At 66.2% G+C, this 23,926-nt stretch carries 20 protein-coding genes; 11 read left to right on the top strand and 9 right to left on the bottom strand.

Going from position 1 to position 23,926, the window contains the following annotated elements; genetic code table 11:
• The first annotated feature begins 11 nt into the window (after window positions 1-11).
• The 11 genes from IEW85_RS12280 to IEW85_RS12230 all read left to right on the top strand — a co-directional run bounded on the left by IEW85_RS12280 (window position 12) and on the right by IEW85_RS12230 (window position 13,038).
• A complete protein-coding gene (locus tag IEW85_RS12280; protein WP_188686164.1) occupies window positions 12-977 on the top strand; it encodes a TIGR03885 family FMN-dependent LLM class oxidoreductase in 966 nt (321 codons plus the stop codon).
• The gene (locus tag IEW85_RS12275; protein WP_188686163.1) at window positions 977-2,668 is read left to right on the top strand and encodes an alpha-amylase family protein; all 1,692 of its coding nucleotides are present in this window, start codon (window positions 977-979) and stop codon (window positions 2,666-2,668) included. The genes IEW85_RS12280 and IEW85_RS12275 overlap by 1 nt, the downstream gene beginning before the upstream one ends.
• 75 nt (window positions 2,669-2,743) lie before the next feature.
• A complete protein-coding gene (locus IEW85_RS12270) occupies window positions 2,744-3,679 on the top strand; it encodes a hypothetical protein (RefSeq protein WP_229659004.1) in 936 nt (311 codons plus the stop codon).
• Between the two features lie 25 nt (window positions 3,680-3,704).
• Window positions 3,705-4,766, top strand: a complete 1,062-nt coding sequence (locus tag IEW85_RS12265; RefSeq protein ID WP_188686159.1) for a hypothetical protein — start codon at window positions 3,705-3,707, stop codon at window positions 4,764-4,766.
• A gap of 35 nt (window positions 4,767-4,801) precedes the next feature.
• Window positions 4,802-7,405, top strand: a complete 2,604-nt coding sequence (locus IEW85_RS12260; RefSeq protein WP_188686156.1) for an MMPL family transporter — start codon at window positions 4,802-4,804, stop codon at window positions 7,403-7,405.
• A 178-nt stretch (window positions 7,406-7,583) separates the two neighbouring features.
• A complete protein-coding gene (locus IEW85_RS12255; RefSeq protein ID WP_188686154.1) occupies window positions 7,584-7,832 on the top strand; it encodes a hypothetical protein in 249 nt (82 codons plus the stop codon).
• A gap of 337 nt (window positions 7,833-8,169) precedes the next feature.
• The gene (locus IEW85_RS12250; RefSeq protein ID WP_188686152.1) at window positions 8,170-8,520 is read left to right on the top strand and encodes a hypothetical protein; all 351 of its coding nucleotides are present in this window, start codon (window positions 8,170-8,172) and stop codon (window positions 8,518-8,520) included.
• Between the two features lie 200 nt (window positions 8,521-8,720).
• Window positions 8,721-9,152, top strand: coding sequence for a Fur family transcriptional regulator (locus IEW85_RS12245; RefSeq protein WP_188686150.1), 432 nt, complete (start codon window positions 8,721-8,723; stop codon window positions 9,150-9,152).
• Between the two features lie 38 nt (window positions 9,153-9,190).
• On the top strand, window positions 9,191-10,651 hold the full coding sequence (locus IEW85_RS12240) for a catalase (RefSeq protein ID WP_188686148.1): 1,461 nt from the start codon (window positions 9,191-9,193) through the stop codon (window positions 10,649-10,651).
• A 197-nt stretch (window positions 10,652-10,848) separates the two neighbouring features.
• On the top strand, window positions 10,849-12,123 hold the full coding sequence (gene glyA, locus IEW85_RS12235; protein WP_373286567.1) for a serine hydroxymethyltransferase: 1,275 nt from the start codon (window positions 10,849-10,851) through the stop codon (window positions 12,121-12,123).
• A gap of 3 nt (window positions 12,124-12,126) precedes the next feature.
• A complete protein-coding gene (locus tag IEW85_RS12230; protein WP_188686144.1) occupies window positions 12,127-13,038 on the top strand; it encodes a bifunctional methylenetetrahydrofolate dehydrogenase/methenyltetrahydrofolate cyclohydrolase in 912 nt (303 codons plus the stop codon).
• Between the two features lie 84 nt (window positions 13,039-13,122).
• Here IEW85_RS12230 and IEW85_RS12225 read toward each other — a convergent pair whose 3' ends face one another.
• From IEW85_RS12225 to IEW85_RS12185, 9 genes are all read right to left on the bottom strand, one after another.
• Window positions 13,123-13,749, bottom strand: coding sequence for a hypothetical protein (locus IEW85_RS12225; RefSeq protein WP_188686143.1), 627 nt, complete (start codon window positions 13,747-13,749; stop codon window positions 13,123-13,125).
• 109 nt (window positions 13,750-13,858) lie between these two features.
• Window positions 13,859-15,169, bottom strand: a complete 1,311-nt coding sequence (locus tag IEW85_RS12220; RefSeq protein WP_188686141.1) for an ABC transporter permease — start codon at window positions 15,167-15,169, stop codon at window positions 13,859-13,861.
• Window positions 15,166-15,891: an ABC transporter ATP-binding protein gene (locus IEW85_RS12215; protein ID WP_188686139.1), complete on the bottom strand. Its 726-nt coding sequence runs from the start codon at window positions 15,889-15,891 to the stop codon at window positions 15,166-15,168. The genes IEW85_RS12220 and IEW85_RS12215 overlap by 4 nt, the downstream gene beginning before the upstream one ends.
• 117 nt (window positions 15,892-16,008) lie before the next feature.
• Window positions 16,009-17,394, bottom strand: a complete 1,386-nt coding sequence (locus tag IEW85_RS12210) for a serine hydrolase (RefSeq protein ID WP_188686137.1) — start codon at window positions 17,392-17,394, stop codon at window positions 16,009-16,011.
• Window positions 17,395-17,421: 27 nt separating this feature from the next.
• On the bottom strand, window positions 17,422-18,627 hold the full coding sequence (locus IEW85_RS12205) for a cytochrome P450 (protein WP_188686135.1): 1,206 nt from the start codon (window positions 18,625-18,627) through the stop codon (window positions 17,422-17,424).
• 19 nt (window positions 18,628-18,646) lie between these two features.
• Window positions 18,647-19,852, bottom strand: coding sequence for a cytochrome P450 (locus IEW85_RS12200; protein ID WP_188686134.1), 1,206 nt, complete (start codon window positions 19,850-19,852; stop codon window positions 18,647-18,649).
• Window positions 19,852-20,880, bottom strand: coding sequence for an ABC transporter substrate-binding protein (locus IEW85_RS12195; protein WP_188686131.1), 1,029 nt, complete (start codon window positions 20,878-20,880; stop codon window positions 19,852-19,854). The genes IEW85_RS12200 and IEW85_RS12195 overlap by 1 nt, the downstream gene beginning before the upstream one ends.
• Complete coding sequence (locus IEW85_RS12190; RefSeq protein WP_188686130.1) at window positions 20,877-22,673, bottom strand: ABC transporter permease; 1,797 nt, start codon at window positions 22,671-22,673, stop codon at window positions 20,877-20,879. Before IEW85_RS12190 ends, IEW85_RS12195 begins: the two co-directional genes overlap by 4 nt.
• The gene (locus tag IEW85_RS12185) at window positions 22,670-23,839 is read right to left on the bottom strand and encodes an ABC transporter ATP-binding protein (RefSeq protein WP_188686127.1); all 1,170 of its coding nucleotides are present in this window, start codon (window positions 23,837-23,839) and stop codon (window positions 22,670-22,672) included. The genes IEW85_RS12190 and IEW85_RS12185 overlap by 4 nt, the downstream gene beginning before the upstream one ends.
• Window positions 23,840-23,926: the final 87 nt, after the last annotated feature.

Below are 23,926 nucleotides of genomic sequence, written 5' to 3'. Positions count from 1 at the left end.
GTGACTGACTGATGACGACTATCGGCTTCCACGCCTCCCATGAGCAGATCGCGCCCTCGCAGCTGCTCAAGGACGTGGTGCAGGCGGAGCAGGCGGGATTCGACGCCGCCATGTGCTCCGACCACTTCATGCCTTGGTCTCGGCGCCAGGGACATTCGGGCTTCTCGCTGTCCTGGTTGGGCGCGGCCCTGGCCTCCACCGAGTTCAGAATCGGCTCGGTCAACGCCCCGGGCCAGCGCTATCACCCGGCGGTGATCGCCCAGGCCACGGCCACGCTGGGGGAGATGTTCCCCGGCCGCTACTGGGTGGCGCTGGGCGCGGGCCAGGCGATGAACGAACACATCACCGGTGACCGCTGGCCGGATCTGGACACCCGCCGACGCCGGTTGGAGGAGTCCGCAGACATCATCCGCCGGCTGCACCGCGGGGAGACGGTCAGCCACTCGGGTCTGGTGGAGGTGGACACCGCCTACCTCTATGATCGGCCGACCGAGCCCATCCCCACCTACGGCACCTGCATCACCCCGGACTCTGGGCGCCGGGCCGCCGCCTGGGCCGACGGCATCATCACCCTGAACCAGCCGGGTGGTCAGCACCATGAGGTCCGCCGCGCCTATCGTGAGGCCGGCGGCACCGGCCCGGTGATGCTGCAGATCCATCTGAGCTGGGCACCCAGCCGCAGCCGGGCCGAGGAGATCGCCTATGATCAGTGGCGCAGCAACGTCTTCGGCCCGCCGCTGGACCAGGACCTGCCCACTCCGGAGCATTTCGACGCCGCCGCCGATGAGGTGGGGATCTCCAGCGTGCTGGAGGCGGTGTGGACCTCCGAGTCGCCCCAGCAGCACATCGGATGGATCGCCCAGGCCGCCGCAGACTTCGACGCCGTCTACCTCCACCACGTGGGCCAGGACCAGGCGCCCTGGCTGGAGACGGCGGCCGAGACCATCCTGCCTGCCGTGACGAAGGAGCTGAGCTGATGCGCATCACCGAGACCGCAGACCTCTGGTATAAGAACGCGGTGGTCTACTGCATCGATCTGGAGACCTATCTGGACTCCGACGGCGACGGCATCGGCGACCTCCACGGACTCACCCAGCGGATCGACTACTTGGCCGAGATCGGGGTGAACTGCATCTGGCTGATGCCCTTCTACCCCTCGCCGCGGCGGGACAACGGCTATGACATCTCCGACTTCTACGGTGTGGACAGCCGCTACGGGAACCACGGCGACTTCGTGGAGCTGGTGCGTCTGGCCCATGACCGCGGCATCCGGGTGATCGTGGACCTGGTCATCAACCACACCAGCGATCAGCACCCCTGGTTCCGGAAGTCGCGGACCTCCGCTCAGAACCCCTACCGCGACTACTACGTGTGGCGCTCCGAGGACCCCGGAGACACCTCGGATCAGACCATGTTCCCGGACTCGGAGGACGGGATCTGGACCTATGACGAGAAGACCGGGGAGTGGTACCTGCACCACTTCCTGCACACCCAGCCGGACCTGAACACAGCCAATCCCGCGGTGCGCGATGAGATCGCCAAGATCATGGGCTTCTGGCTGCAGGTGGGTGTGGACGGATTCCGCGTGGATGCGGTGCCCTTCGCCATCAACCAGACCACCTTCGAGGGCCGGGATGAGCATGACCTGGACGAGCCCCATGACTATCTGCGCGCCCTGCGGGCCTTCCTGCAGCGCCGGTCCTCCGGGCACGGCTCGGCCATCATGCTTGGGGAGGTGAACCTGCCGCATGAGGAGCAGATGACCTTCTTCGGCGGTGAGGACGGAGATCAGCTGACCATGCAGTTCGACTTCTTCACCAACCAGCGGCTCTTCCTGGGGTTGGCTCGCCAGCAGGCGGCGCCGCTGGCCGATGCGCTGGCCTCCCGGCCGCAGAACCTGAGCCTGGAGACCCAGTACGCCAACTTCCTGCGCAACCATGACGAGCTGACCCTGGACCTGCTCACCGAGCAGGAGCGCGAGGAGGTGCTGGACGCCTTCGCCCCGGAGGAGGAGCACCGCTTCGCCGGGCGCGGCATCCGGCGTCGTCTCCCCGGGATGTTCGGCGGGGATCCGCGCCGGCTCAGGATGGCCTATTCGCTGCTCTTCGCCCTGCCCGGGACCCCGGTGCTCTTCTACGGCGAGGAGATCGGGATGGGGGAGAACCTGGACGTCCCGGGACGCGAGGCCGTCCGGACCCCCATGCAGTGGGCGGATGCCAAGAACGGCGGCTTCTCCACCGCCAAGCCCTCCCAGCTGGCCCGCGCCGTGGCCGAGGGCTCCTACGCTCCGGAGCACATCAACGCGGCCGAGGCCCGCCGTGACCAGGACTCCCTGCTGCACCATGTCATCCGCCTGGCCAAGCGCTACCGCGAGTCCCCGGAGATCGGGTGGGGCGCCTTTGAGGTCGTGGAGCAGGAGCATGAGCAGGTGATGGCCCACCGGGTCACCTGGGAGGATCGCTCCATGGTGCTGCTGCACAACCTGCGCTCCGAGCCGGTCACGGTGAGCTTCGAGCTGCAGGACGAGGAGGTGGGCGCCGAACTGGTCGATCTCCTCGATGAGGCCTCCTGCGTCCTGGACAGCGACCACACCGCCGAGGTGCAGATGGGGGGCTACGGCTACCGCTGGCTGCGGATTCGCAGGGCGGGGGATCCCCGTCTGGTCTGAGCCCCCTCCGCCTGACTTGCGCAGGCGGTGCCGATGGTGCGGAGATTCCCCGGCAACCTCTGCAACACTGGGGGAATGATGAACGCCAACACTGCTGGGCACCGGACTGCCCTGCTCAAGCCGGTCGGCCTGGCCGCCGTCGCGCTGCTGGCCCTGACCGCCTGCGACAACCCCTTCGACGCCTCCGGCGGAGACTCCGCCCCCTCCACTGAGGAGCCCGCTGAGGGCACGGAGGCTGAGGCCGGTGCCGAGGAGGTGCCGGAGGAGGCCCCCACCTTCGGTGAGATCCAGGAGGAGATGTGGGAGGCGATGCTGGCCGCCGACTCCGTCACCATCGAAGGTGAGGTCCAGGCTGCAGAGGCCGATCTGGACGAGCTCTTCGAGGGCATCGATGAGGACGCCGTCGGCGATATCCGCATCTCCGGCTCTCTGGACGGCAGCGATGCCGAGATGAGCTACAGCGCCGGTGAGGGCAACGCCTTCACCCAGCGCACAGTGGAGGGCACCGAATACTTTCGCGGCGAGGACTTCGGCACGCTGTTGCTGGCCGAGCTGGACGACGAGGTCGCCGAGGCCGTGGATGAGGACTTCCTCAACCGTGTCATGGAGGATCAGTGGGTGGAGTTCTCGGCTGAGGGCGAGGCAGGCGCCTACTCGGCGGAGGACATCTTCGCCGAATGGCAGTCCGAGCTGGCTGAGGAGGACCTCGACGGCCTGACCGGCGAGGTCGCGGAGCGCGAGGGCCAGGAGGTCTTCGTCTACACCGCAGAGGGTGACGACAGCCGCGAGTACGTCGTCTCCGCAGAGGGTGAGCCCTACCTCCTGGCCTGGGAGGATGAGGAGAGCAGCTACTCATTCTCCCAGTGGGATGCCGCAGAGCAGCCCGAGACTCCGGAGAACATCATCACTCTGGATGAGATCTTCGAAGCCGTGGCAGAGGAGCAGGGCTGGCCCACCGATGATCTCGAAGACCTCGATAACCTTGATGAGGACGCCTCAGGCGAGCAGTGAGGGACATCCCGAGCGAGGAGGAACGATGAAGAAGCGCACCCTGAACCGCAGGTTCTCCCAGGCCACCGGACTGGTCTCCGTGGGGATGCTGACGATGACCGCCTGCGTGGGGGTCGATGACCAGGAGGCCCCGGAGGAGGAGCAGGACGACGTCGATCAGGACGAAGCCGAGGATGACACCGACGCCGCCGGCCAGGATGCCGACCAGGACGATGAGGACGATGAGCTCGTCGAGGCCCCTGCGCTGGAGGACATCGAGGACGATGTCTGGGAGGCCTCGCTGGACCAGGAGTCGGTGAGTCTGCGGATCGCCCAGGACCAGATGGTCGGAGGCTCCGAGGAGCTGGAGGACATCGACGACATCGATGACGACGACGATGACGACGATGACGACACCGAGACGCTGAGCGCCGTGTCCCCGCAGCTCGACGATGACGATGATGACGATGATGACGACCCGCTGCAGGATGAGGACGACATCGAGGATTCCGCCGAGGACGACGGCGAGATCGAGCTGTTCTACTCCGGTGAGATGACCGGCGAGGGATCCGCTATGGAGTTCACCCTCGGCGACGTCGACGGCATGGAGTTCCAGGGCGAGTACCTGACCTTCGGCGACACCGTCTACCAGAGCACCGAAGGCTTCATCACCGACCTGCTGGTCGGCGCTCCGGAGGATGTGGAGGTCCCGGATCCGGATGACATCGATGATGCCTTCGAGTTGAACTGGGTGGACCACAGCGACTTCCAGACCACGCTGAACCACACGGCGGAGCAGTACCTCGAGGAGATCCGCGACAACCTGGACCTGCTGCTCGGCGAGGACGAGCTGGCGGACTTGGACGCTGAGGCCTCCGAGGGCACCCACGAGGGCGAGGACGCCTGGATCTACGAGACCGATGAGGTCGAGATCATCGTGCTCGCCGATGAGGAGCAGCCGCTGCTGCTCCACGTGGATGTGGACTACGACGGCATCGAGTCCAGCATCGAGTTCAGCGAGTGGAACGAGTCTGAGGAGCCGGAGGAGCCGGACTCCGACGACGTCTACAGCGCTGAAGAGGCCATGGAGATCGTCGAGGAGCTCTGAGCGGCTCCGCTCTGCCCTGACTGAAGGAGGCTCGCGTGTCCAAGTGGCTCTCTCGCTTGGGACAGCTCTGTGCCCGTCGGGCCAAGACTGTCCTGGCCCTGTGGCTGGCCGCACTCTTCGCGGCGGCCGGTGCCGCAGTGGCCTTCAGCGAGGGGACCACAGCCTCCTACAGCATCCCCGACGCCGACTACGAGACCGTCCTGGAGGACCTCGGGGATGAGATCGAGACCTTCCAGGGCGGCTCAGCGGTCGTGCTGCTCTCCACTCAGGACGGCAAGGACTTCACCGCAGAGCAGCGCTCGGGCGTCGCCTCGCTGACTGAGGAGGTCGAAGAGGTCGACGTCGTGCTGGAGGCTCCGGACCCCTTCTCCCAGCAGGAGGAGATGGAGCAGTCCCGAGAGGACCTGGAGGAGGGCGTCCAGGACCTGGAAGAGGGCCAGCAGGAGATCGACGAAGGCCAGGAGGAGCTCGACGAGGGCTATGAGGAGCTCGAGCTGCTCATCGCCCAGCTGGGGGAGCAGGACCCTGTGGTCGTGGAGACCGAGGCCGAACTCTCCACCGCTCAGGAGGAGCTGGACCAGAGCCAGCAGGAGCTGGACGAGTCCCAGGGAGACCTGGAGCGCGCCGAACGCCAGGTGGAGCTGACAGAGGATATGAACACCGTCAGCCCGCAGTCGGGCGCTGCGCTGCTGACCCTGCAGCTCTCCGAAGAGGCGTATGACCTGGGCCCGGAGCAGCAGGAGGCCATCATCTCCGCCGTGGAGGCGAACCTCCCGGACGGAGTGGAGGCTGACTTCGCCCTGGAGCTGGTCCAGGACGTCACCTCCATCGTGGGCACCAGCGAGATCATCGGTCTGGCCGTGGCCGCCCTGGTTCTGTTGATCACTCTGGGGACTGTCGTGGCCGCCGGACTGCCGGTGGCGCTGGCGCTGATCGGTGTCGGCGTCGGGGTGGCCGGGGTCTTCGCTCTGTCCTCCGTGGTGGAGCTGACGGATACGGACCCGATCCTGGCCCTGATGCTCGGCCTGAGCCTGGGCATCGACTACACCCTGCTGCTGATCTACCGGCATCGCGGTCAGCTGGCCCGCGGCATGGGGGTCCGGGAGTCCATCGGGCTGGCCACCGGCACCGCCGGCTCAGCCATCTTCTTCGCCGGTGTGACCAATGTGATCGCCCTGGCCGCCCTGGTGGTGACCGGCATCCCGTTCCTGACCGTGATGGGCTTGGCCGCCTCGGCCACCATCGTGGTGGTGGTCGCCGCAGTGCTGCTGCTGGGGCCTGCCGTGCTGGGCCTGCTGGGTCATCGCATCCTGCCCAAGCGGCTGCGCCCGGCCGCCGTCGGAGGGCCTTCCGACGACGATTTCGGCGCCACAGCGCTGACGCCGGAGCAGAACACCCCGGTCCGCTATGAGCGCCTCTCGGCCCACGCCCAGGACCGGCTCATGGACCGCGGCTGGGGGCGGGTCATCACCCGGCATCCATGGGCGGCCATCCTGCTGCCGCTGATCCTGCTGGTCACCGTGGCGCTGCCCGCTGCGGATCTGCGGCTGGGGCTTCCCGACGGCGGCTCCGAACCTCAGGACTCCACCGCCTATGCCACCTATGACACCGTGCGCGATGCCTTCGGGGCGGGGGAGAACGGCCCGGTGCTGGCTGTGGCCGAGCTGCCCGAGGGGCTCAGCGAGACCGAGCAGGAGGAGGCCGGGCTGGACCTGGCCGAGGAGTTCGCGGCCATGGAGGGCGTGGCCCGCGCCGTCCCGGCAGAGGCCAACGACGCCGGCGATCTGCGGCTGCTGCAGATCGTCCCGGAGACCGGTCCCAACGATGAGGAGACCTCTGATCTCGTGACCTCCCTCTTCGGCGCCCAGCAGGCTCTGGAGCAGGACCACGGGCTGAGCTCCCTGGGCTTCACCGGGCAGACGGTGGCGAACATCGAGATCGCCGAACGGCTGCAGGACGCCATCCCGCTGTATGTGGGCATCGTGGTGGTGCTCTGTCTGGTGCTGCTCATGGCCATCTTCCGCTCCGTGGCCGCTCCGGTGCTGGCCGCAGTGGGCTATGTGCTCTCTCTGGCGGCCAGCCTGGGCGCGGTCACGGCCATCTACCAGTGGGGCTGGCTCAGCGAGGTCTTCGGGGTCAACGAGCCCGGTCCCATCCTGGCCTTCCTGCCCATCCTGATCTGCGGCGTGCTCTTCGGCCTGGCCATCGACTATCAGCTCTTCATCATGTCCGGGGTGCGTGAAGCCCATGCGCGCGGCAGCGGCGCCCGGCAGGCCATCCTGCGTGGTCTGCGCCAGGGCGGGCCGGTGGTGCTGGCCTGCGGGATCATCATGGTCTCGGTCTTCGCCGGATTCGTCTTCGCGGATCTGACCATCATCCGGCCCATCGGCTTCGGCCTGGCCTTCGGCGTGCTGGTGGAGGCCCTCCTGGTCCGTGCCACGCTCATCCCCGCAGCCACCTACCTGCTGGGGGAGAAGGCCTGGTGGCTTCCGCCCTGGTTGGACCGGCTGATCCCCGATGTGGACGTGGAGGGCCGTCGGCTGGAGGAGCAGGCGCAGCTGGGATCCCCGCGGGAGGAGAGATCTGAGGGGGACGTTCAGGGTTCGCCCAGAAAAGTGGCGGAAGTTGACGCTGGCTGAATATAGGCTCCATGCCGACTATGAGTTTCAAGCAGAAGCATCTTCAAAGCTTCTCTCCAGCTCATGAATATGGTGATGATGGTCTCAGGTCGCCCAGAGGAACTGAAGTTGGGCGGATCTGGAGCGGAAAGTCCGCGCAGCATCACAGGATGCACACCCCACGGAGGTACTGAACCGCATGGCTACCACCGATGACAACAAGCTTCGTTCCCTCGCTGCCGTTCTGGGCATCGGCTCGCTGGCACTGTTCGGCGTGACCGCATGTGAAGACGGCGGCGCCGATGACACTGAAGACGACGGCGTCGAGAACGGCGAAGACCCGGCAGAGGACCCCGCGGATGAAGAGGATCCGGCGGACGATCCGGCCGATGAGGAGGATCCGCTCGAGGATGACCCCGCTGACGAAGAGGAGGACGAGGGTCTCTGATCCTCACTTCCTGTCACGTCTGCTCTGCGGCCCCGCTCGGATGTGTTCCGGGCGGGGCCGCAGTGTGTCTGACCTGTGATGACAGTGTGCTTCAGCGGGTGCTTCAGTGATGTGTGGAAACGTTCAGAGAGTGTCCAGGAAAGCTGTCTCCGGTGGGCAGTTCCTCCAAAGCCCGTAAGAGGATTCTCTGAGTGTGGCGAAACTCCCGCTCTGACCTTTTCTCAGCGCTTCCGATCTGGTCAGTATGGGTCCAAGTCATCCGGTAAGGATGGCCTGGCAAGAAACGCGGAGAGTCCGCGCAGCATCCAAGCGATGCAGAATACGGAGGTGCACTTTCATGGCAACCACCGATGCAAACAAGCTTCGTTCCCTCGCTGCCGCAGTCGGCGTCGGCTCTCTGGCGCTCTTCGGCGTCACCGCCTGCGACACTGAGGAAGACGCTCCCGAGGAGAACGGCACCGTCGACGAGCCGGCCCAGCAGGATCCCGCCCAGCAGGATCCCGCCGAGGAGGATCCGGCCCAGCAGGAGGATCCGATGGGTGAGGATCCTGCTGATGAGGATGATCCGATGGGCGAGGACCCCGCCGATGAGGATGAGGACATGGGCGAGGACCCCGCCGATGACGAGGATGAGATGGGCGACGACCTCAACGGCGACGACGAAGAGGATGACGAGGCTGGCCTCTGAGGCTGAGCTGATCCTCGCGGCCTGAGTGTCGCAGATCCTCGAGAAGCCCCTTCCGGTACGGAGCTCCGGCTCCCCTGGGAGGGGCTTCTCTCTGTCTGCGCGGGGGCGCCGGCGGAGTGCCCGGGCTCATGATCGCCCCATCTCAGGGCGCTGGTGCGGTGTAATTGTGAATTACTCATATTTGGGGCAGACTAGGTGTCATGACTGAGACGACGGACTGGCCGGCACAGCTGCGTGATCGCGGGCTCCGCGTGACCCGCCAGCGGCTTGCGGTCCTGGACGCCGTCGCAGCTCATCCGCACCAGCCGGCTGAGGCGGTCCACACGGCCGTCACCGAGCAGCTCCCGGAGATCACGGTCCAGTCCGTGTACACCGTGCTGCACGACCTCACCGCCAAGGAGCTCGTGCGCCGGTTCGACCCTCCGGGGTCTCCGGCCCGCTACGAGACCCGCACCCATGACAATCACCACCACGCGATCTGTTCGGTCTGTGGACGCATCGAGGATGTCGACTGCGTCCACGGCGAGGCCCCCTGTCTCGAGGCACCGTCAGGCCTGGGGATGAAGGTCGATGTCGCCGACGTCGTCTTCCGCGGTGTCTGTGATGGGTGCAGGGTGAAGGCCGAAGCCTGAGACCGGCTGTCCCCGAAGTAGAAGAGAGAGAGTCAGCCTTGAGCGCACCCAACACACCGAATGCGACTGGTTCCACCACCCAGGCAGGCATCCCAGCCGTCAGCGACCGCTTCTCCCTGTCCGTGGGGGATGACGGCCCCATCGTCCTGCATGACCATCACCTCGTCGAGACACTGGCTCACTTCAACCGGATGAATGTTCCGGAGCGCCGGCCGCATGCCAAGGGCGCCGGTGCATTCGGCACCTTCGAGGTGACCCACGACGTCTCCCAGTACACCAAGGCAGACGTCTTCCAGCCCGGCAGGACCACTGAGACCCTGCTGCGCTTCTCCACTGTCGCCGGAGAGCTCGGATCCCCGGACACCTGGCGCGATGTGCGCGGTTTCGCGCTGAAGTTCTACACCGAAGAGGGCAACTTCGACATCGTGGGCAATAACACCCCGGTGTTCTTCGTCCGTGACCCCATGAAGTTCCCGCACTTCATCCGCTCCCAGAAGCGTCTGCCGGACTCCGGCCTGCGCGACCCGCACATGCAGTGGGACTTCTGGACCCAGAACCCCGAGTCTGCCCACCAGGTCACCTACCTCATGGGCGACCGCGGCCTGCCGGCCTCCTGGCGCCGCATGAACGGCTACGGCTCCCACACCTACGCCTGGGTCAACGCCGAGGGCGAGCGCTTCTGGGTGAAGTACCACTTCATCAACGAGAACGGCTTCGACACCATGTCCGGTGAAGAGGCAGAGCGCCTGGCCGGTGCCGACGCCGAGCACCACCGTCGCGACCTCTTCGACGCCATCAAGCGCGGCGAGCACCCGACCTGGACCCTCTACGTGCAGGTCATGCCCTACGAGGACGCGAAGACCTACAAGATCAACCCCTTCGACCTCACCAAGACCTGGCCGAAGGCCGACTACCCGCGCATCCCCGTGGGCAAGCTGACCCTGAACAAGAACCCGGAGAACTTCTTCGCTCAGATCGAGCAGGCTGCCTTCTCCCCGGGGAACATGGTTCCGGGCACCGGCAACTCCCCGGACAAGATGCTGCTGGGCCGCAACTTCGCCTACGCGGACGCTCAGCGCTACCGCATCGGCACCAACTTCCAGCAGCTGCCGGTCAACCGCCCGAAGAACCCGGTCCACACCTATAACTTTGAGGGCAACATGTGGTACGACCACACCGGCGACCGCCCGGTCTACGCCCCGAACACGGTGGAGGGCGCAACCTGGTCCGACGAGCAGGGCCCGGTGGACAACGGCTGGGAGGCCGACGGCGAGCTCGTCCGCTCCGCCTACACTCTGCGTGAGGGCGACGACGACTTCGGTCAGGCCGGGATTCTGGTCCGCGAGGTCTTCGACGACGCTCAGCGCGACCGTCTGGTGGAGACCGTCTCAGGCGCCCTCGAGGGCGTCCAGGAGCCGGTGCTCTCCAACGCCTTCCAGTACTGGAAGAACGTCGACGCCGAGATCGGCGCCCGCATCGAGGCCAAGGTCAAGGGCTGAACCTCCTGCGGTGAACCGGCCCGCTGAGGTCGCCAGATCGTCGGCTGCGGCGATCTGAGATGAGAGGACCCCTTCGCAGGGCAGCCGACAGGCTCCGCGCGGAGGGGTCTTTTCGCTGTTCAGGACACGTGGGCGGCGGCGACCTGGACGGTATTACACTGGTCGAGGCACGTCCTCGCGGTCTTAGGAGAATCTCTTTGAGCAAAGACATCAACACCCAGCCCCTGTCCGACGTCGACCCGGAGATCGCCCAGGCGATCGCTGATGAGCTGGGCCGCCAGCGCGGAACTCTGGAGATGATCGCCTCCGAGAACTTCGTGCCCCGTGCGGTGCTCGAGGCTCAGGGGTCTGTGCTGACCAACAAATACGCCGAGGGCTATCCCGGACGCCGCTACTACGGCGGATGCGAGTTCGTGGATGTGGCCGAGAACCTGGCCATCGAGCGTGCCAAGGAGCTCTTCGGGGCTGAACACGCCAACGTCCAGCCCCATGCCGGTGCCCAGGCCAATGTGGCCGTGATGAGTGCCTTCCTCAAGCCCGGCGATAAGCTCATGGGCCTCTCCCTGGACCACGGCGGTCACCTGACCCACGGCATGAAGCTCAACCACTCCGGCAAGTTCCACGAGATCGCCGCCTATGAGGTGGACCCGCAGACCGGTCTGATCGACATGGAGAAGGTCCGCGAGCAGGCTCTGGCGGAGAGGCCGGACATGATCGTGGCCGGCTGGTCCGCCTACCCGCGGCAGCTGGACTTCGCGAAGTTCCGCGAGATCGCCGATGAGGTCGGCGCCGTCCTCTGGGTGGACATGGCTCACTTCGCCGGCCTGGTGGCCGCGGGACTGCATCCTAACCCGGTGCCCCACGCCGACGTCGTGACCACCACCGTGCACAAGACCCTGGCCGGCCCGCGCTCGGGCATGATCCTGACCAAGGCCGAGCACGCCAAGAAGATCAACTCGGCGGTGTTCCCCGGGCAGCAGGGCGGCCCTCTGATGCACGCCATCGCCGCCAAGGCCATCGCCTTCAGGATCGCCGGCTCGGAGGACTTCCGCGAGAAGCAGCAGCGTACCGTCCAGGGTGCCCAGCTGCTGGCCGAGCGTCTGCTCTCCGAGGACGTCACCGAACACGGCGTCTCGGTGCTCAGCGGGGGCACCGATGTTCACCTGGTCCTGGTGGACCTGCGGAACTCCGAGCTGGACGGCAAACAGGCCGAGGATCGGCTGCACGAGGTCGGCATCACGGTCAACCGTAATGCTGTGCCGAATGACCCGCGCCCGCCGATGGTGACCTCCGGTCTGCGCATCGGCACTCCGGCGCTGGCCTCGCGCGGATTCGGCGAGACCGAGTTCCGCGAGGTCGCAGACATCATCGCGGAGGCGCTCAAGCCGCAGGCGGACCTTGAGTCGCTGAAGTCCCGGGTGGCCACCCTGGCCGCCGACTTCCCGCTCTACGACGGCCTCGAGGAGTGGTGAGACTTGAGCACTGAGGCGACAGCGCAGAAGCTGGACGGCAAGGCCACCGCAGCCGCCCTGAAGCAGGAGCTGGCCATCCGAGTGGCGGCGCTGAAGGAGCAGGGCATCACTCCTGGGCTGGGCACAGTGCTGGTGGGTGCTGACCCGGCCAGCCAGACCTATGTGACAGGCAAGCACCGGGACTGCGCCGAAGTCGGGATCAACTCCATCCAGGTGGAGCTTCCGGAGGACATCTCCCAGGAGGACCTGCTGGCGGAGCTGGAGAAGCTCAACCACGACGACGCCTGCACCGGCTACATCGTGCAGCTGCCCCTGCCCAAGCATCTGGACACCAACACGGTGCTGGAGGCGATCGCACCGGAGAAGGATGCAGACGGCCTGCACCCGATGAACCTGGGCCGGCTGGTGGCCACCGTCAACGGTGAGATCACCACGCCGCTGCCGTGCACGCCCAAGGGCTGCATCGACCTGCTGGACCACTACGGTCTGGACCTCAACGGTAAGCATGTGGTCGTGGTGGGACGCGGCGTGACCATCGGTCGGCCGATCGGTCTGCTGCTGACCCGCAAGCAGATAAACGCCACGGTGACCCTGTGCCACACCGGGACCAAGGACACCGCCGGGCATCTGGCCCAAGCCGATGTGGTGGTGGCCGCCGCCGGCGTGAAGCATGTGGTGGATCCCAAGGACCTCAAGCCCGGAGCCGTGGTGCTGGATGTGGGTGTGACCCGTGAGGTGGACCCGGAGACCGGCAAGGCGACGATCCACGGCGACGTCGCCCCCGGCATCGAGGATGTGGCCTCCTGGTACTCCCCGAACCCCGGGGGAGTGGGTCCGATGACCCGCGTGGAGCTGCTGGCCAACGTGGTCCAGTCTGCTGAACAGCAGGCGCGGGCCCTGGCAGCAGGGGTCTGAGCGCCAGCGGTCTGAAGGCTTTGGATACAGTTCCGCCCCGGGAGGATTACCTCCCGGGGCGGAACTGTCTGAAGCGTGTGAGGGTCAGGCGCTCTGCTGTTCCAGGTAGTTGCGCACATCCTGGTTGAAGGCAGTGACGATCCAGTACACGGTGACCACGGCGTAGGCCAGGTAGGCGACGGCGCCGAGGATTCCGACGGCGCTGCCGAACATGAATGCGCCGCTGGAGACCAACGACAGAAGCGCGCCGGCCACGCCTATGAACGCGAACACCAGGCCCAGTACGCGGGCCCAGGACTTGCCCTTGGTCAGCGGGAAGTAGACCAGCAGGTAGAGGCCCACCGTGATGACCACACCGAAGACGGCACCACCGATGGCTGCTCCACTCATCATGTCGACCATGGACTCGACGTCCTCGGCGGGCAGGCCCGCCTCGGCGTAGCTGTCTCGCATGAAGTCGGCAAAGTCATCGCCGGCCATGACGGCGCTGTAAGCCAGAGTGGAGACCAGGGACAGGGCCATGGAGATCAGCGTCAGCTTCTCCAGCAGGGCCTGCTTGGCCGGCTTGGGCATCGTGGCCCCTGCCGTGGCCGGGTCATAGGGGTTGGTTCCGAACTTGGAGCCGCCGGCCTGGGGCGCCTGGGCTCCCCAGTTGGGCGGCTGCTGTCCGGGGTTGTTGGGGTCCGGTGCTCCGTAGGGCGAGTTCGTCATGATCTCTCTCCGTTTCTCCTGGGACGAGGTGACAGGTCCTAGTCTCTGCATAGTACGTGCCTGAGCCGCCGAAGGGGCAGACCCTTCGGCGGCACAGGGAGTGTGCGGATCACTCGTGGCGCAGCGCCTCGATGGGATCCTTCTTCGCGGCTCGGGCGGCAGGAAGGGTGCCGGCCAGGAACGCGATGGCCATGATGAGCGCGGTGATGCTCAGGATGGCCGTGGGGCTGACCGCATAGAGGGAGAGCCCACCGATCTCGCCCAGTGGGCCGCCGCTTCCGGTCAGCAGAGCGTTGGCCACCACGCCGGTGAGGACACCGCCTCCGACGCCGATGATCGAGCCGAGCAGGCCGATCATCACCGCCTCCATGGAGAACAGGCCGAAGACGCGGCCGCTGGACATGCCCAGCGCCTTCATCAGGCCGATCTCTCGGGTGCGCTCCTGGACGGACATCAGCAGCGTGTTGACGATGCCGAAGGATGCCGCCAGCAGGGCGATGAAGGCGAAGCCGTAGAGGACCCAGGCGATGGCGTCGATGACGGTCTGGACCATGCCCATGAGGTCTTCCACGCTCATGCCGACCAGCCCCTCCTCCTGGAGGGCCTCTTTCACCGAGTCCTCGTTGGCGGAGAAGTCCTCGATGGTGGCCGCGGCCTGGACGTAGGTGTCGGGCTGGTCCACGTCGAGGCCCGAGCTCTGGATCTCGTAGAGCTCATCGTTGACCGCATGCGAGGGCATGGGATCCCCGCCGATGCCGGCCAGGTTCGGGGCGGAGACACCCACGATCTCGGCCTCGACGGTGTGCTGTTCATAGGCCATATCGGAGATGCCCACCTCGATGGTCTCTCCGATGGCGGTCTGCGGATCCGCCTGCTCGGCGTCGTCGGTGGACTCGTCGAAGACGGCCAGCCAGGACTCGGGGACGGTGATCTCCATGGCCTCGCGCTCCGGGGTCTCGCCGGCCACCAGCTCCATGGCCTGGGCATCGGCGGGGGTGCCCAGGTCGTTGAGCATGTACTGCTCGCCGTCGGGGGTCTCCAGGTAGTCCGGGGAGACGAAGAAGATCGGGTCCACCTGGGTGACGTGGTCGAGACCCTCGATGGTCTCGATGTCGTCATCGCTGAGCATGGACTGGCCGAACTCCGACTGGGAGGCGGCCTCGTCGGGGTCATACTCTTGGGGACCGGGGCCGGTGTCCTCGCCCTGGCCCATGGTGTCGGCAGTCATGACATAGAGCTCGTCCTGACCGCCGTAACCCTCGACCATGTCCTCGATGGTCTGGTTCACGCCGGCCGCCAGACCGGAGGTGACCGCCAGGGTGAAGGCACCGATGACGATGGCGATGACGGTGAGGAAGGTCCTCATCTTCGACCGCAGGGTGTTGCCCAGTGCAGTGCGTGTGACATCCAAGGATTTCATGCGGTGACCCCCTGGTCGGTCGACTGGACACCGTGCTCCTCACGGACGATCTCGCCGTCCTGCATGATCAGGCGGCGCTGGCAGCGTGCGGCGAGGTCCTCGTCGTGGGTGACGACCACCAGGGTGATGCCGTGGTCGCGGTGCAGGCCGAAGAGGATGTCCTCGACGATCTCGGAGGTGTTGGAGTCCAAGTTGCCGGTGGGCTCATCGGCGAAGAGCGCCGAGGGCTTGTTGATCAGGGCCCGGGCGATGCACACACGCTGCTTCTGGCCGCCGGAGAGGTCGGTGGCCTTGTTCTTTGCCTTGGAGTCCATCTCCAGCTGCTCCAGGACCTCCATGCCGCGGCGGTTGCGCTCGGACTTGGAGACACCTGCGATCTTCAGCGGCAGGGTCACGTTCTCCAGAACCGTCTGATTGGGGTTGAGGAAGAACTGCTGGAAGATGAAGCCGAAGGTGTCGTTGCGCAGGGCGGAGATCTGCTTGGGCTTCAGGTCGGTGATCGGATCGCCCTCCAGAGCAACAACACCGGAGGTGGGCTGGTCCAGCAGGGCGAGCAGATGCATGAGGGTGGACTTGCCGGAGCCGGACTTTCCGACGATGGCGACGGATTCGCCGTGGGCTATTTCGAAGGTGAGGCCTTTGAGGGCATCGAAGCGTGACGCTCCCTTGCCGTAGACCTTCACCAGGTTCTCTGTCTCAAGAACAGGTGCTGATGATGTCATGCCACTCATTCTTACGGAGGAGGGGCCTGAGCACATCGGCCGGAGGGATGATTCCGGGAGAGTTCAGGGTTGATTCAGGGTCACCCCAGGGGAGAGGGTGTCCGCTCGGGCGGTGCCTCAGGGGGATTCGAGGGTGAGGGCGTCCTCGGCCAGCGAGAAGATCTCCTCGGCCTGCTCGGCGAGCTCCTCGGCATCCTCGTGCTGGGTCAGCAGGATGACGGTGCGGACGGTGCCGTCTTCGCTCTCGGCCTGCCAGGCGCCGTTGAGCACTCCGGGGAGGCTGCCTCCTTTGAAGGCCAGAGTGTCCCACCAGAGGTCCTCGGGGGAGAACTCGCCGAAGGTCAGGCCGGGGTTGCTGGCCAGGACCGCCTCGAGCTCCTCATGCTCCTCCATGGCCTCGAAGAGCTGCTCATAGAGGCTGATCAGATCATCCGGGGTGGCATACCAGTCGATGTCGAAGTCCACGTCATCGGCCTCGACGTCGTCGTCGGTGATCTCCAGGTCCTCCTCACCGATCTCCTCGAGGATCTCGCTGCGGGCCTCGGCGTCGCCTTCCTTCCAGTCCTCCCCGAGCTCTGGGAAGCCCCACCGCAGCTGGAACATCTCGCGGGTGGTGGGGAAGGGGTCCATCAGCGCGGGATTGTGGTGGCCGGAGTCCGCCACGGCCTGTTCCACGGCATCACGGCCGAGCAGGTCGATGAGCATGTCGGTTCCGGTGTTGTCGCTGATCTGGATCATCCGCTGTGCCACGTCGAAGACAGTGGTCTCATAGCCGGCGGGCTGATCCTGAAGCGTGCCGGAGGGGAGGCTGCGCAGATCCTCGGTGACCTCCAGAGTGTCGTCCCAGCTGACCTCGCCGGCTTTCACCGCATCCGCCAGAGCAAGGGCCACGTAGAGCTTGGCCACGGAGGCCAGGGGCGCGGGTTCGCCGTCGTAGACCTCCACGAGGGTCTCCCCGTCCTCGACCACGACGGCATGGACCTCTCCAGGGAGCTCGGTGAGCCGCTCATCCACCTCTTCGAAGCCCTCAGCGGGTTCCACAGGTTCCCGCGGCTCGGCGAAGAACAGCGTCTCGATCAGTCCGTCCTCGTCCAAAGCGAGATGCATCTCCAGCTCCTGGCCCTGCGGGGACTGCAAGGTGCTGATCGAAGCATCGTCGAAATCCTCGTGCTCCACCGTGGTCCACGGGCCCGCCGGGCGGATCTGCGTGTTGAGAACATCAGCGAGCTCCGCGGCGGAGAGCAGCTCGGCAGAGGATTCGGAGAGCCGGTCCTCCCAATCCCGCTCAGCGGTGTCTTCCCCCGAGTTGAGGATCTCCAGAATGTCGCCGGCGACCTGACCGGACGCGGATTCAGGGAACTCTGCGTCCTCCTCTGTTTGGCCGGCCCCGTTCATCACAGTGGGCTGCTCTTCGGGCGGCTGGCCCTGGTCACCGGGCGCACACGAGGTCAGCAGAAGGACGGCGACGCCGGCCACGCCGAGCGTACGGACAGAATCACGCATGCCAGCAATTCTGCCTCATGAGCCGGATCAGGTGGGATCCTCAGAAGAGATCGGTTCCAGACGCAGATGAACCTCTTGGAATCCGAGCTCCGGCATGCGTGTGGGACGCGGCTGCTCGACCAGGTGGAGTCGGAACCCGGAGTCCAGGATGACGTCCAAGGAGAGTCTGATGATCCCGCGGGCCAGATGCATGCCCACACATTGGTGGCGGCCGCGGCCGAAGCCCAGATGATCGGCGGCATTGGGGCGGTCGAGGTCAAAGCGGTGGGGATCGGGGAAGACCCGTGGGTCACGGTTCGCCGCGGCATAGGACATGGTCACCGGCTCCTCGGGTTCGATCCTGCGGCCGTGCAGACTGACCGGGCAGCTGACGGTCCGGGCGAAGCCTCGGTAGGGGGCGAAGAGCCGGATGAACTCCTCAACTGCCGCCTCCCTGCGGTCAGGCTCCGCCATCAGGATCTCTGCGAGCTCGGGGTGCTCCGCCAGGTGGGCGGCCATGGAGCCGATCAGGATGGGCGGGGCCACCATCCCCACCACCAGGGACTGCCGGAGGGCACCGACGATCAGCTCATCGGCCAGGGGCCCGTCCTCACCGTGCTCGGTGAGCAGGGAGGAGGCTGGGTCCCGCCGCGGATCACGTGGGTTCTCCCGGCGGTCCCGCAGCAGCCACCAGGCCACCTCGTACATCCTCTCGCTGTGTCGGGTGACCTCCTCGCCGTCCTGCCGCCGCCAGGCATCCACCCATTCGGTGGCGGTCTGGGCCAGCCAAGCGCCGCGCTCCTCCTCCAAGCCCAACCACAGGCAGGCGGCCCGGGCAGGCAGCATCGTCCCGAAGCTGCGCGAGATGTCCCCGCCGCCGCCTCGTGCGAATTCGGAGAAGAGATCCTCGGCCACCGGGGAGAGCAGGCCGACCAGCTCCTGGGTCCGGCGGGCCGAGAGGGTCCGGGTCAGAGCCCGCCGGAACGGAGTGTGCCGGGGTGCGTCGAAGTTCAACGGCGGCCGACGGATCCCCCGGGGATCGCTGGGGACCACAGCCCTGACCGAGGAGATGAAGGTGTCGGCGTCGCCTGCCGCCTCTCGGATGTCCTCATACCGGGTGAAGGTCCAATAGCCGCCGATGTCCTCGGTATAGGCCACGGGGCACTGTTCCCGTAGCCGGTCATAGACAGCGTGGACGGCGTCGGGATGGTCGTCTCCCTGCAGGGAGAAGTCCGCGGGGATGCTGCGGGTCATCGGTGCTTCCTCCTCGGACTCACAGGGCGATGAATTCCAACGGAACCGAGTTCGTGCCCCATTCGGCCCACATGGCCATGCCGGGGTTCCCGGTCAGTGCGAATTCGGAGCGCGAGAGCGCCTCCTCCAAGGTGATCCGCATCATCAGGCGGGCCAGCGGGGCACCTGGGCAGCTGTGAGTTCCGCGTCCGAAGCTGATGTGATCGCTGATGTTGGGCCGGTCCAGCCGGAAGTTGTCGGGGTCCTCGAAGACACGGGGGTCACGATTGGCTGCGGTGTAGACCAGGGCGATCGGATCGTCCTTACGGATCGGCTGTCCGCCCACCTCGGTATCCTCGCGGGCGGTGCGCGCCATGCCTCGATAGGGGCTGTAGAGCCGCAGGAACTCCTCCACGGCGGCCGGGATCCTCTCCGGCTCACGGCGCAGCAGCTCCTGCAGCTCGGGGTCCCGGGAGAGGTGGACGAACATATTGCCGATGAACACCGAGGGCGCCACCATCCCGGTGACGATCAGCTGGCGCACACAGCCCAGGATCATGGGAGCCGGCAGAGGTTCGCCTTCGTATTCGGCCTCCAGCAGGGCCGCGGTGAGGTCCTCCTCGGGACTGTAGCTGCCGTCTGCTCGGGCATCGATGATGTCTTGGGCGATCTCATAGAGGCGACCGCTCAGCGACTTCACCGTGTCATGGTCGAGCACCTGGATGGCATCCACGTAGCGACCGCTGACCGCCTTGATCTCCGTGCTGGTCTCCACCGACAGGTTGAAGAACTCGGCGAAGACATGAGCCGGCAGCTTCTGCGCATACTCCACGGCGACGTCGGCGTCGCCCCGAGCGATGAGCGGCTCCAGCAGCTCCGTGGAGCACTGCCGGACCTTGGGCTCCATGGCGCGCATCTTCGGGGGAGTGAAGAATCTGTTGATCACCCGGCGGTAGGCCATATGCTCCGGAGGATCCAGGTGCAGCGGCGGGCGGACGCCGGTGAAGGAGAAGGCCGGAACGGCGTTCTGCTTGGTGGTGGTGAACCGATCGATATCGGTGATCACCTCCACCAGCTCCTGGTAGCCCAGCATGGCCCAGAACCCGCCGAACTCCTGGCTACGGGCCACAGGGCACCGGGAGCGGACCTCTCCCAGCTCCCGGTGGGCGCTGTCGAAGGTCTCCGGCGCCTGCGGGTCGAAGTCGTGCCTGCTGCGTGCCTCGAGTTCATCGGTCAGATCAGCCATCAGTTCAGTCCCAACAGGTCGCGGATCTCGTCATTGTCGACATCGGAGATGTCTTCGGTGCGGGTGAAGCCTTCCCCCGCCTCCTCGTCATAGGGAGAGATGGCGGAGGTGACATCGTTGAGCAGCTCATTCCCCTCGGCGCTGAGCAGGAAGGCGGCGAGCAGCAGCGCACCGGCCTGGTTCGGGGAATCGGCGGAGATCCCGATTCCGGCCTCAGGTCCGGTGGTCGGAGTGAGCTCCACCTCCTCGATCGGTGCGCCCTCGGCGGTGAGGTTGTCGATGATAGCGCTGACTCCCGGATGGCCCAGTACGCTCTCTCCGGCGGCCACCGCCTGGGTGACCGGGACTGCGCTGTCGGACCAGCGGGGATCGTTGGCCGCGATGGCCTCCAAGAAATCGTCGCCGTACTCCTCGCGCATGAGGCTCCAGAAGGCGGCGTTGGCGGGTGAGGAGTCAGGTTCGGCCAGCAGCAGGCTGCCGGTATGCTGCGGATCCGCGTAGTCTTCCCAGGTCTCCAAGCCTCCGGAGAGCTCATCGGTGTTGACCACAGCAGTGGTGGGCACCAGGGAGGCGATCGGGATCTCGCCGTCGTCGGCCCAGTACTCTTCGGGCAGCTCCTCATCCACTGTGGGGATCTCCACGTCATCCATGGAGGCCAGCCAGCCGCTGTCCAGGGCTTCGGTGAAGAAGGGGGAGTGGGTGGTCAGGATGATGTCGGCGACTGCGGTGCCGTCGTCGGTCTCGGTGGAGTAGCGCTGCTGCAGATCGCTGGTGACCAGGCGCACCGGGCGGACCTCCACGCCGTAGAGCTCGGTGAACTCTTCGGTGATGGTCCGCAGCGCCGATTCGTCGATCATGCTGTAGAAGACCACAGGGTCGCCTTCCTGGGCTTCGGCGATCAGCTCCTCGACCTCGGGGCTGTGGTCGCCGGTTCCCTGGCCGGCCCCGGCGCCTGAGTCTCCGCCGCAGGCGGAGAGGAGCAGGGCCGCAGCGGCCGCAGCGGGGATGAGCTTCTGTCTGGTGGTCATCGTCGAGCCTTTCTGGTGCGGGGAGCGGACTGGGTCTTGGCCACTCCGAAACGTTTGGACAGGATGATCACGAACAGCAGCACTGTTCCGGTGATCAGGACGAGGGTGGAGGAGAGCGCGGCGAGCTCGGCGTAGGAGCCGCCGTTGAAGACTTCGAGGATGCGGAAGCCCAACACCACGTTCTCGGTGCCGGAGAGGATGGCCGAAGCGGTCAGATCGCCGACGATCCTGATGAACAGCAGCGCCCAGGCGCCGATGAGTCCGGGCAGCATGAGTGGGGCATAGATGCGCAGGAAGGTCTTCCAGTCCCGGGCTCCGGAGACGGTGGAGGCCTCACCCAGATCTTTGCCCACCACCGCCACTGCGGCGTCGGAGGCGATGGAGGCCTGCGGCAGGTAGAGGGCCAGGTAGCCGATCAGCAGGATCAGCCAGGTGCCGCCGAGGTTGAAGGGATCCCCGCCGAGCAGCAGGAGGATGCCGACTGCGATGACCATGTTGGAGATGGAGGCGGGCATCTTGATGGCCGCATCGATGCCGGCGCCCAGAGCGGTGCGGCGTCGTTGGACGTAGAGGGAGACGAAGGAGGCGGCCAGGATGCCGATGAAGCCGCCGACGATGCCCAGACCCAGGCTGTTGAACAGGGCCTCACGGGCGCTCGGATCATGGATCAGGGTGCTGCGGAAGGCATCCAGGCTGAGTCCGCCCCAGTCGATGTTCGGCGTCCAATAGCCGTTGAGGGCCACCAGGAACAGTCCGATCATGGGCAGGACGGTGGAGCCGAGCACATAGATCAGGACCAGCCCGCGGACCACCGGGCGCCAGGGCCCCAGGCGGATGATGTTGTGCTGGGTGCTCTTGCCGCTGATGCTTCCGAACCGGGCTGAGCGCAGGATCCTGAACTGGATGTAGTAGGAGAGCCCCACGAAGACCATCACGATGGCGCTCAGTCCGATGGCCAGGTCCTCATCCGGCGGATAGCTGAAGGTCAGCAGGTTCACGATCCGCACGGCGATGACATCGATCTGTGCGGGAGTTCCGATGATCGCCGCGATGGAGAACATCCCGAAGCCGAACCAGGTGCTCAGCAGGAAGCCCGCACCCACCGACGGGGCCAGGGCGGGCAGGGTCACCCGGCGCAGTGTGCGCAGATAGCCCGCGCCGCTGAGCCGGGAGGCTTCCTCCAGGCTCGAGTCGAAGGACTCCAAGGCGGCCGAGATGTTCAGGTAGGTATAGGGCACGGCATAGACCGTGTAGACCAGGATCAGCCCGTACCACGTGTGGATGTCGAAGGGGCCGGTGGCCAGGTCCACCCCGAACAGCGAGAGGGCGTCCCGGATCCATACGTTGAGCAGTCCCGAGGTCGGTGAGAGCAGCATGATCCACCCCACGGCTCCGGCCACCGGCGGCAGCAGGAACGGCAGGTAGGGGAGGATGTCGTTGAGCAGGCCCCAGCGGGCGTCGGTGCGCTGATTGACCCAGGCCAGCAGGAAGCCGATCACCACTGCACAGACGCTGGAGGCGATGACCAGGACCAAGGTGTTCCAGATCAGGGTCCAGAGGTCGGGCAGCGCCAGAGTCCGTTCGATGGCCTCGAAGGTGAACTCCCCGTCCTTCCACACCATGCCGATGACCACCTGGAGCAGCGGCAGGCAGACGATGGCGATCAGGGTGAAGGCCAGCACCAGGGTCAGAGTGTCGAAGGATGACGGCTTGCGGGGCATCCGGCTCAGCCGGGGCTTGGGCACCGGGCCGCGGGGCGGGCGGGTCGGTGGTGGGGTCTGTGTGGCGGTCATCCTGCCGCCTCGCTCAGCACAGCGGAGCTCTGTGGGGGAGTATCCTCAGCGGCTTCCGCCTCAGTCGGCTGGGCGCCGTCACCGGGGAAGACCATCACGTCCTCCGGGGAGACGGAGAGCCAGGCCTGATCGCCGGGGCAGAAGCGGTGGTGCTCGGAGCTCCAGATCCGAGCGGAGGCCTTGCCCCAGCGGACCACGTACTCGGTGTGGAGCCCCAGGAACAATGTCTTGGTGACGGTCACCTCGAAGGTGTTCGGTCCGCTGGGCCGGCTCGACTCCAGCTTGCCGTCCTCGGGGCGCCACAGGATACGGGCGCTCGCCGTCTCCGGAGTGAGGGAGCTGCTGCGGATCGGCCCGGCGTCGGTGCTGAAGCCGGATTGTGATGGGTCCCAGGTTCCGCTGATCTCGTTGGTGGTGCCGATGAAGGTGGCCACATAGGCGGTGGCCGGGTTGCGGTAGATCTCGGCCGGTGTTCCCACCTGTTGGACCTTGCCCTGGTCCAGCACAGCGATGCGGGTGGCCAGCTCCATGGCCTCGTTCTGATCGTGGGTGACGAAGATGGCGGTGAATCCCAGGCGACGCTGGGTGGCCAGGAGCTCTGCTCGGAGCTGCTCGCGCACTTGGGCGTCGACGTTGGAGAGCGGCTCGTCGAAGAGGATGACCGGAGAGCCGTTGACCAGGGCCCGAGCCAGGGCGGTGCGCTGCTGCTGGCCGCCGCTGAGCTGTCCGGGGTACTGCCCGCTGAGCTCGCCGATGCCCACAGTCTCCAGCGCTTCGAGCGCGCGGCGGTCCATCTCCTTCCGCGCGATCCGGGGCCGCCGCCGGGTCTCCAGCGGGTAGCGCACGTTGTTGCGCACCGTCATGTGGGGCCAGAGGGCATAGGACTGGAACATCATGCTCAGGTCGCGCTGCTCGGGCGGGACCAGAGTGCGGTTGTGTGAGGCGAAGACGTCGCGGCCGTCGATGCTGATCCGGCCGCTGTCCGGGTTCTCCAGTCCGGCGATGGTGCGCAGCAGGGTGGTCTTCCCGCAGCCGCTGGGGCCCAGCAGGACGATGAATTCGCCGGGGTCGATCGTGATCGCGGCGTCGTCGATGGCGCGGATGCGGGTGCCGTCGCGCCGGGTGAACTCCTTGGTCAGACCTTCGATCTGGACTGCGTGCTGCATCGGTCCTCCACCACTGATCAGCAGACTATGGATATCAATGAGATTTACATCACATCGTGGCTGTGATTATTGTCACTCTGGTGTCGG

Source organism: Nesterenkonia cremea (assembly GCF_014642675.1).
In the GTDB taxonomy this organism is placed as follows: domain Bacteria; phylum Actinomycetota; class Actinomycetes; order Actinomycetales; family Micrococcaceae; genus Nesterenkonia; species Nesterenkonia cremea.
The sequence above is the reverse complement of the archived record's forward strand: the minus strand, read 5'-3'. Positions and strand labels throughout refer to the sequence as shown.

Coding starts and splice junctions, on each gene's coding strand:
- IEW85_RS12185 (WP_188686127.1), bottom strand. CDS start 23,839: ATGCAGCACGCAGTCCAGATCGAAGGTCTGACCAAGGAGTTCACCCGG.
- IEW85_RS12245 (WP_188686150.1), top strand. CDS start 8,721: ATGACTGAGACGACGGACTGGCCGGCACAGCTGCGTGATCGCGGGCTC.
- IEW85_RS12210 (WP_188686137.1), bottom strand. CDS start 17,394: ATGCGTGATTCTGTCCGTACGCTCGGCGTGGCCGGCGTCGCCGTCCTT.
- IEW85_RS12200 (WP_188686134.1), bottom strand. CDS start 19,852: ATGGCTGATCTGACCGATGAACTCGAGGCACGCAGCAGGCACGACTTC.
- IEW85_RS12280 (WP_188686164.1), top strand. CDS start 12: ATGACGACTATCGGCTTCCACGCCTCCCATGAGCAGATCGCGCCCTCG.
- IEW85_RS12225 (WP_188686143.1), bottom strand. CDS start 13,749: ATGACGAACTCGCCCTACGGAGCACCGGACCCCAACAACCCCGGACAG.
- IEW85_RS12270 (WP_229659004.1), top strand. CDS start 2,744: ATGATGAACGCCAACACTGCTGGGCACCGGACTGCCCTGCTCAAGCCG.
- IEW85_RS12195 (WP_188686131.1), bottom strand. CDS start 20,880: ATGACCACCAGACAGAAGCTCATCCCCGCTGCGGCCGCTGCGGCCCTG.
- IEW85_RS12205 (WP_188686135.1), bottom strand. CDS start 18,627: ATGACCCGCAGCATCCCCGCGGACTTCTCCCTGCAGGGAGACGACCAT.
- IEW85_RS12265 (WP_188686159.1), top strand. CDS start 3,705: ATGAAGAAGCGCACCCTGAACCGCAGGTTCTCCCAGGCCACCGGACTG.
- IEW85_RS12255 (WP_188686154.1), top strand. CDS start 7,584: ATGGCTACCACCGATGACAACAAGCTTCGTTCCCTCGCTGCCGTTCTG.
- IEW85_RS12215 (WP_188686139.1), bottom strand. CDS start 15,891: ATGACATCATCAGCACCTGTTCTTGAGACAGAGAACCTGGTGAAGGTC.
- IEW85_RS12250 (WP_188686152.1), top strand. CDS start 8,170: ATGGCAACCACCGATGCAAACAAGCTTCGTTCCCTCGCTGCCGCAGTC.
- IEW85_RS12190 (WP_188686130.1), bottom strand. CDS start 22,673: ATGACCGCCACACAGACCCCACCACCGACCCGCCCGCCCCGCGGCCCG.
- IEW85_RS12275 (WP_188686163.1), top strand. CDS start 977: ATGCGCATCACCGAGACCGCAGACCTCTGGTATAAGAACGCGGTGGTC.
- IEW85_RS12220 (WP_188686141.1), bottom strand. CDS start 15,169: ATGAAATCCTTGGATGTCACACGCACTGCACTGGGCAACACCCTGCGG.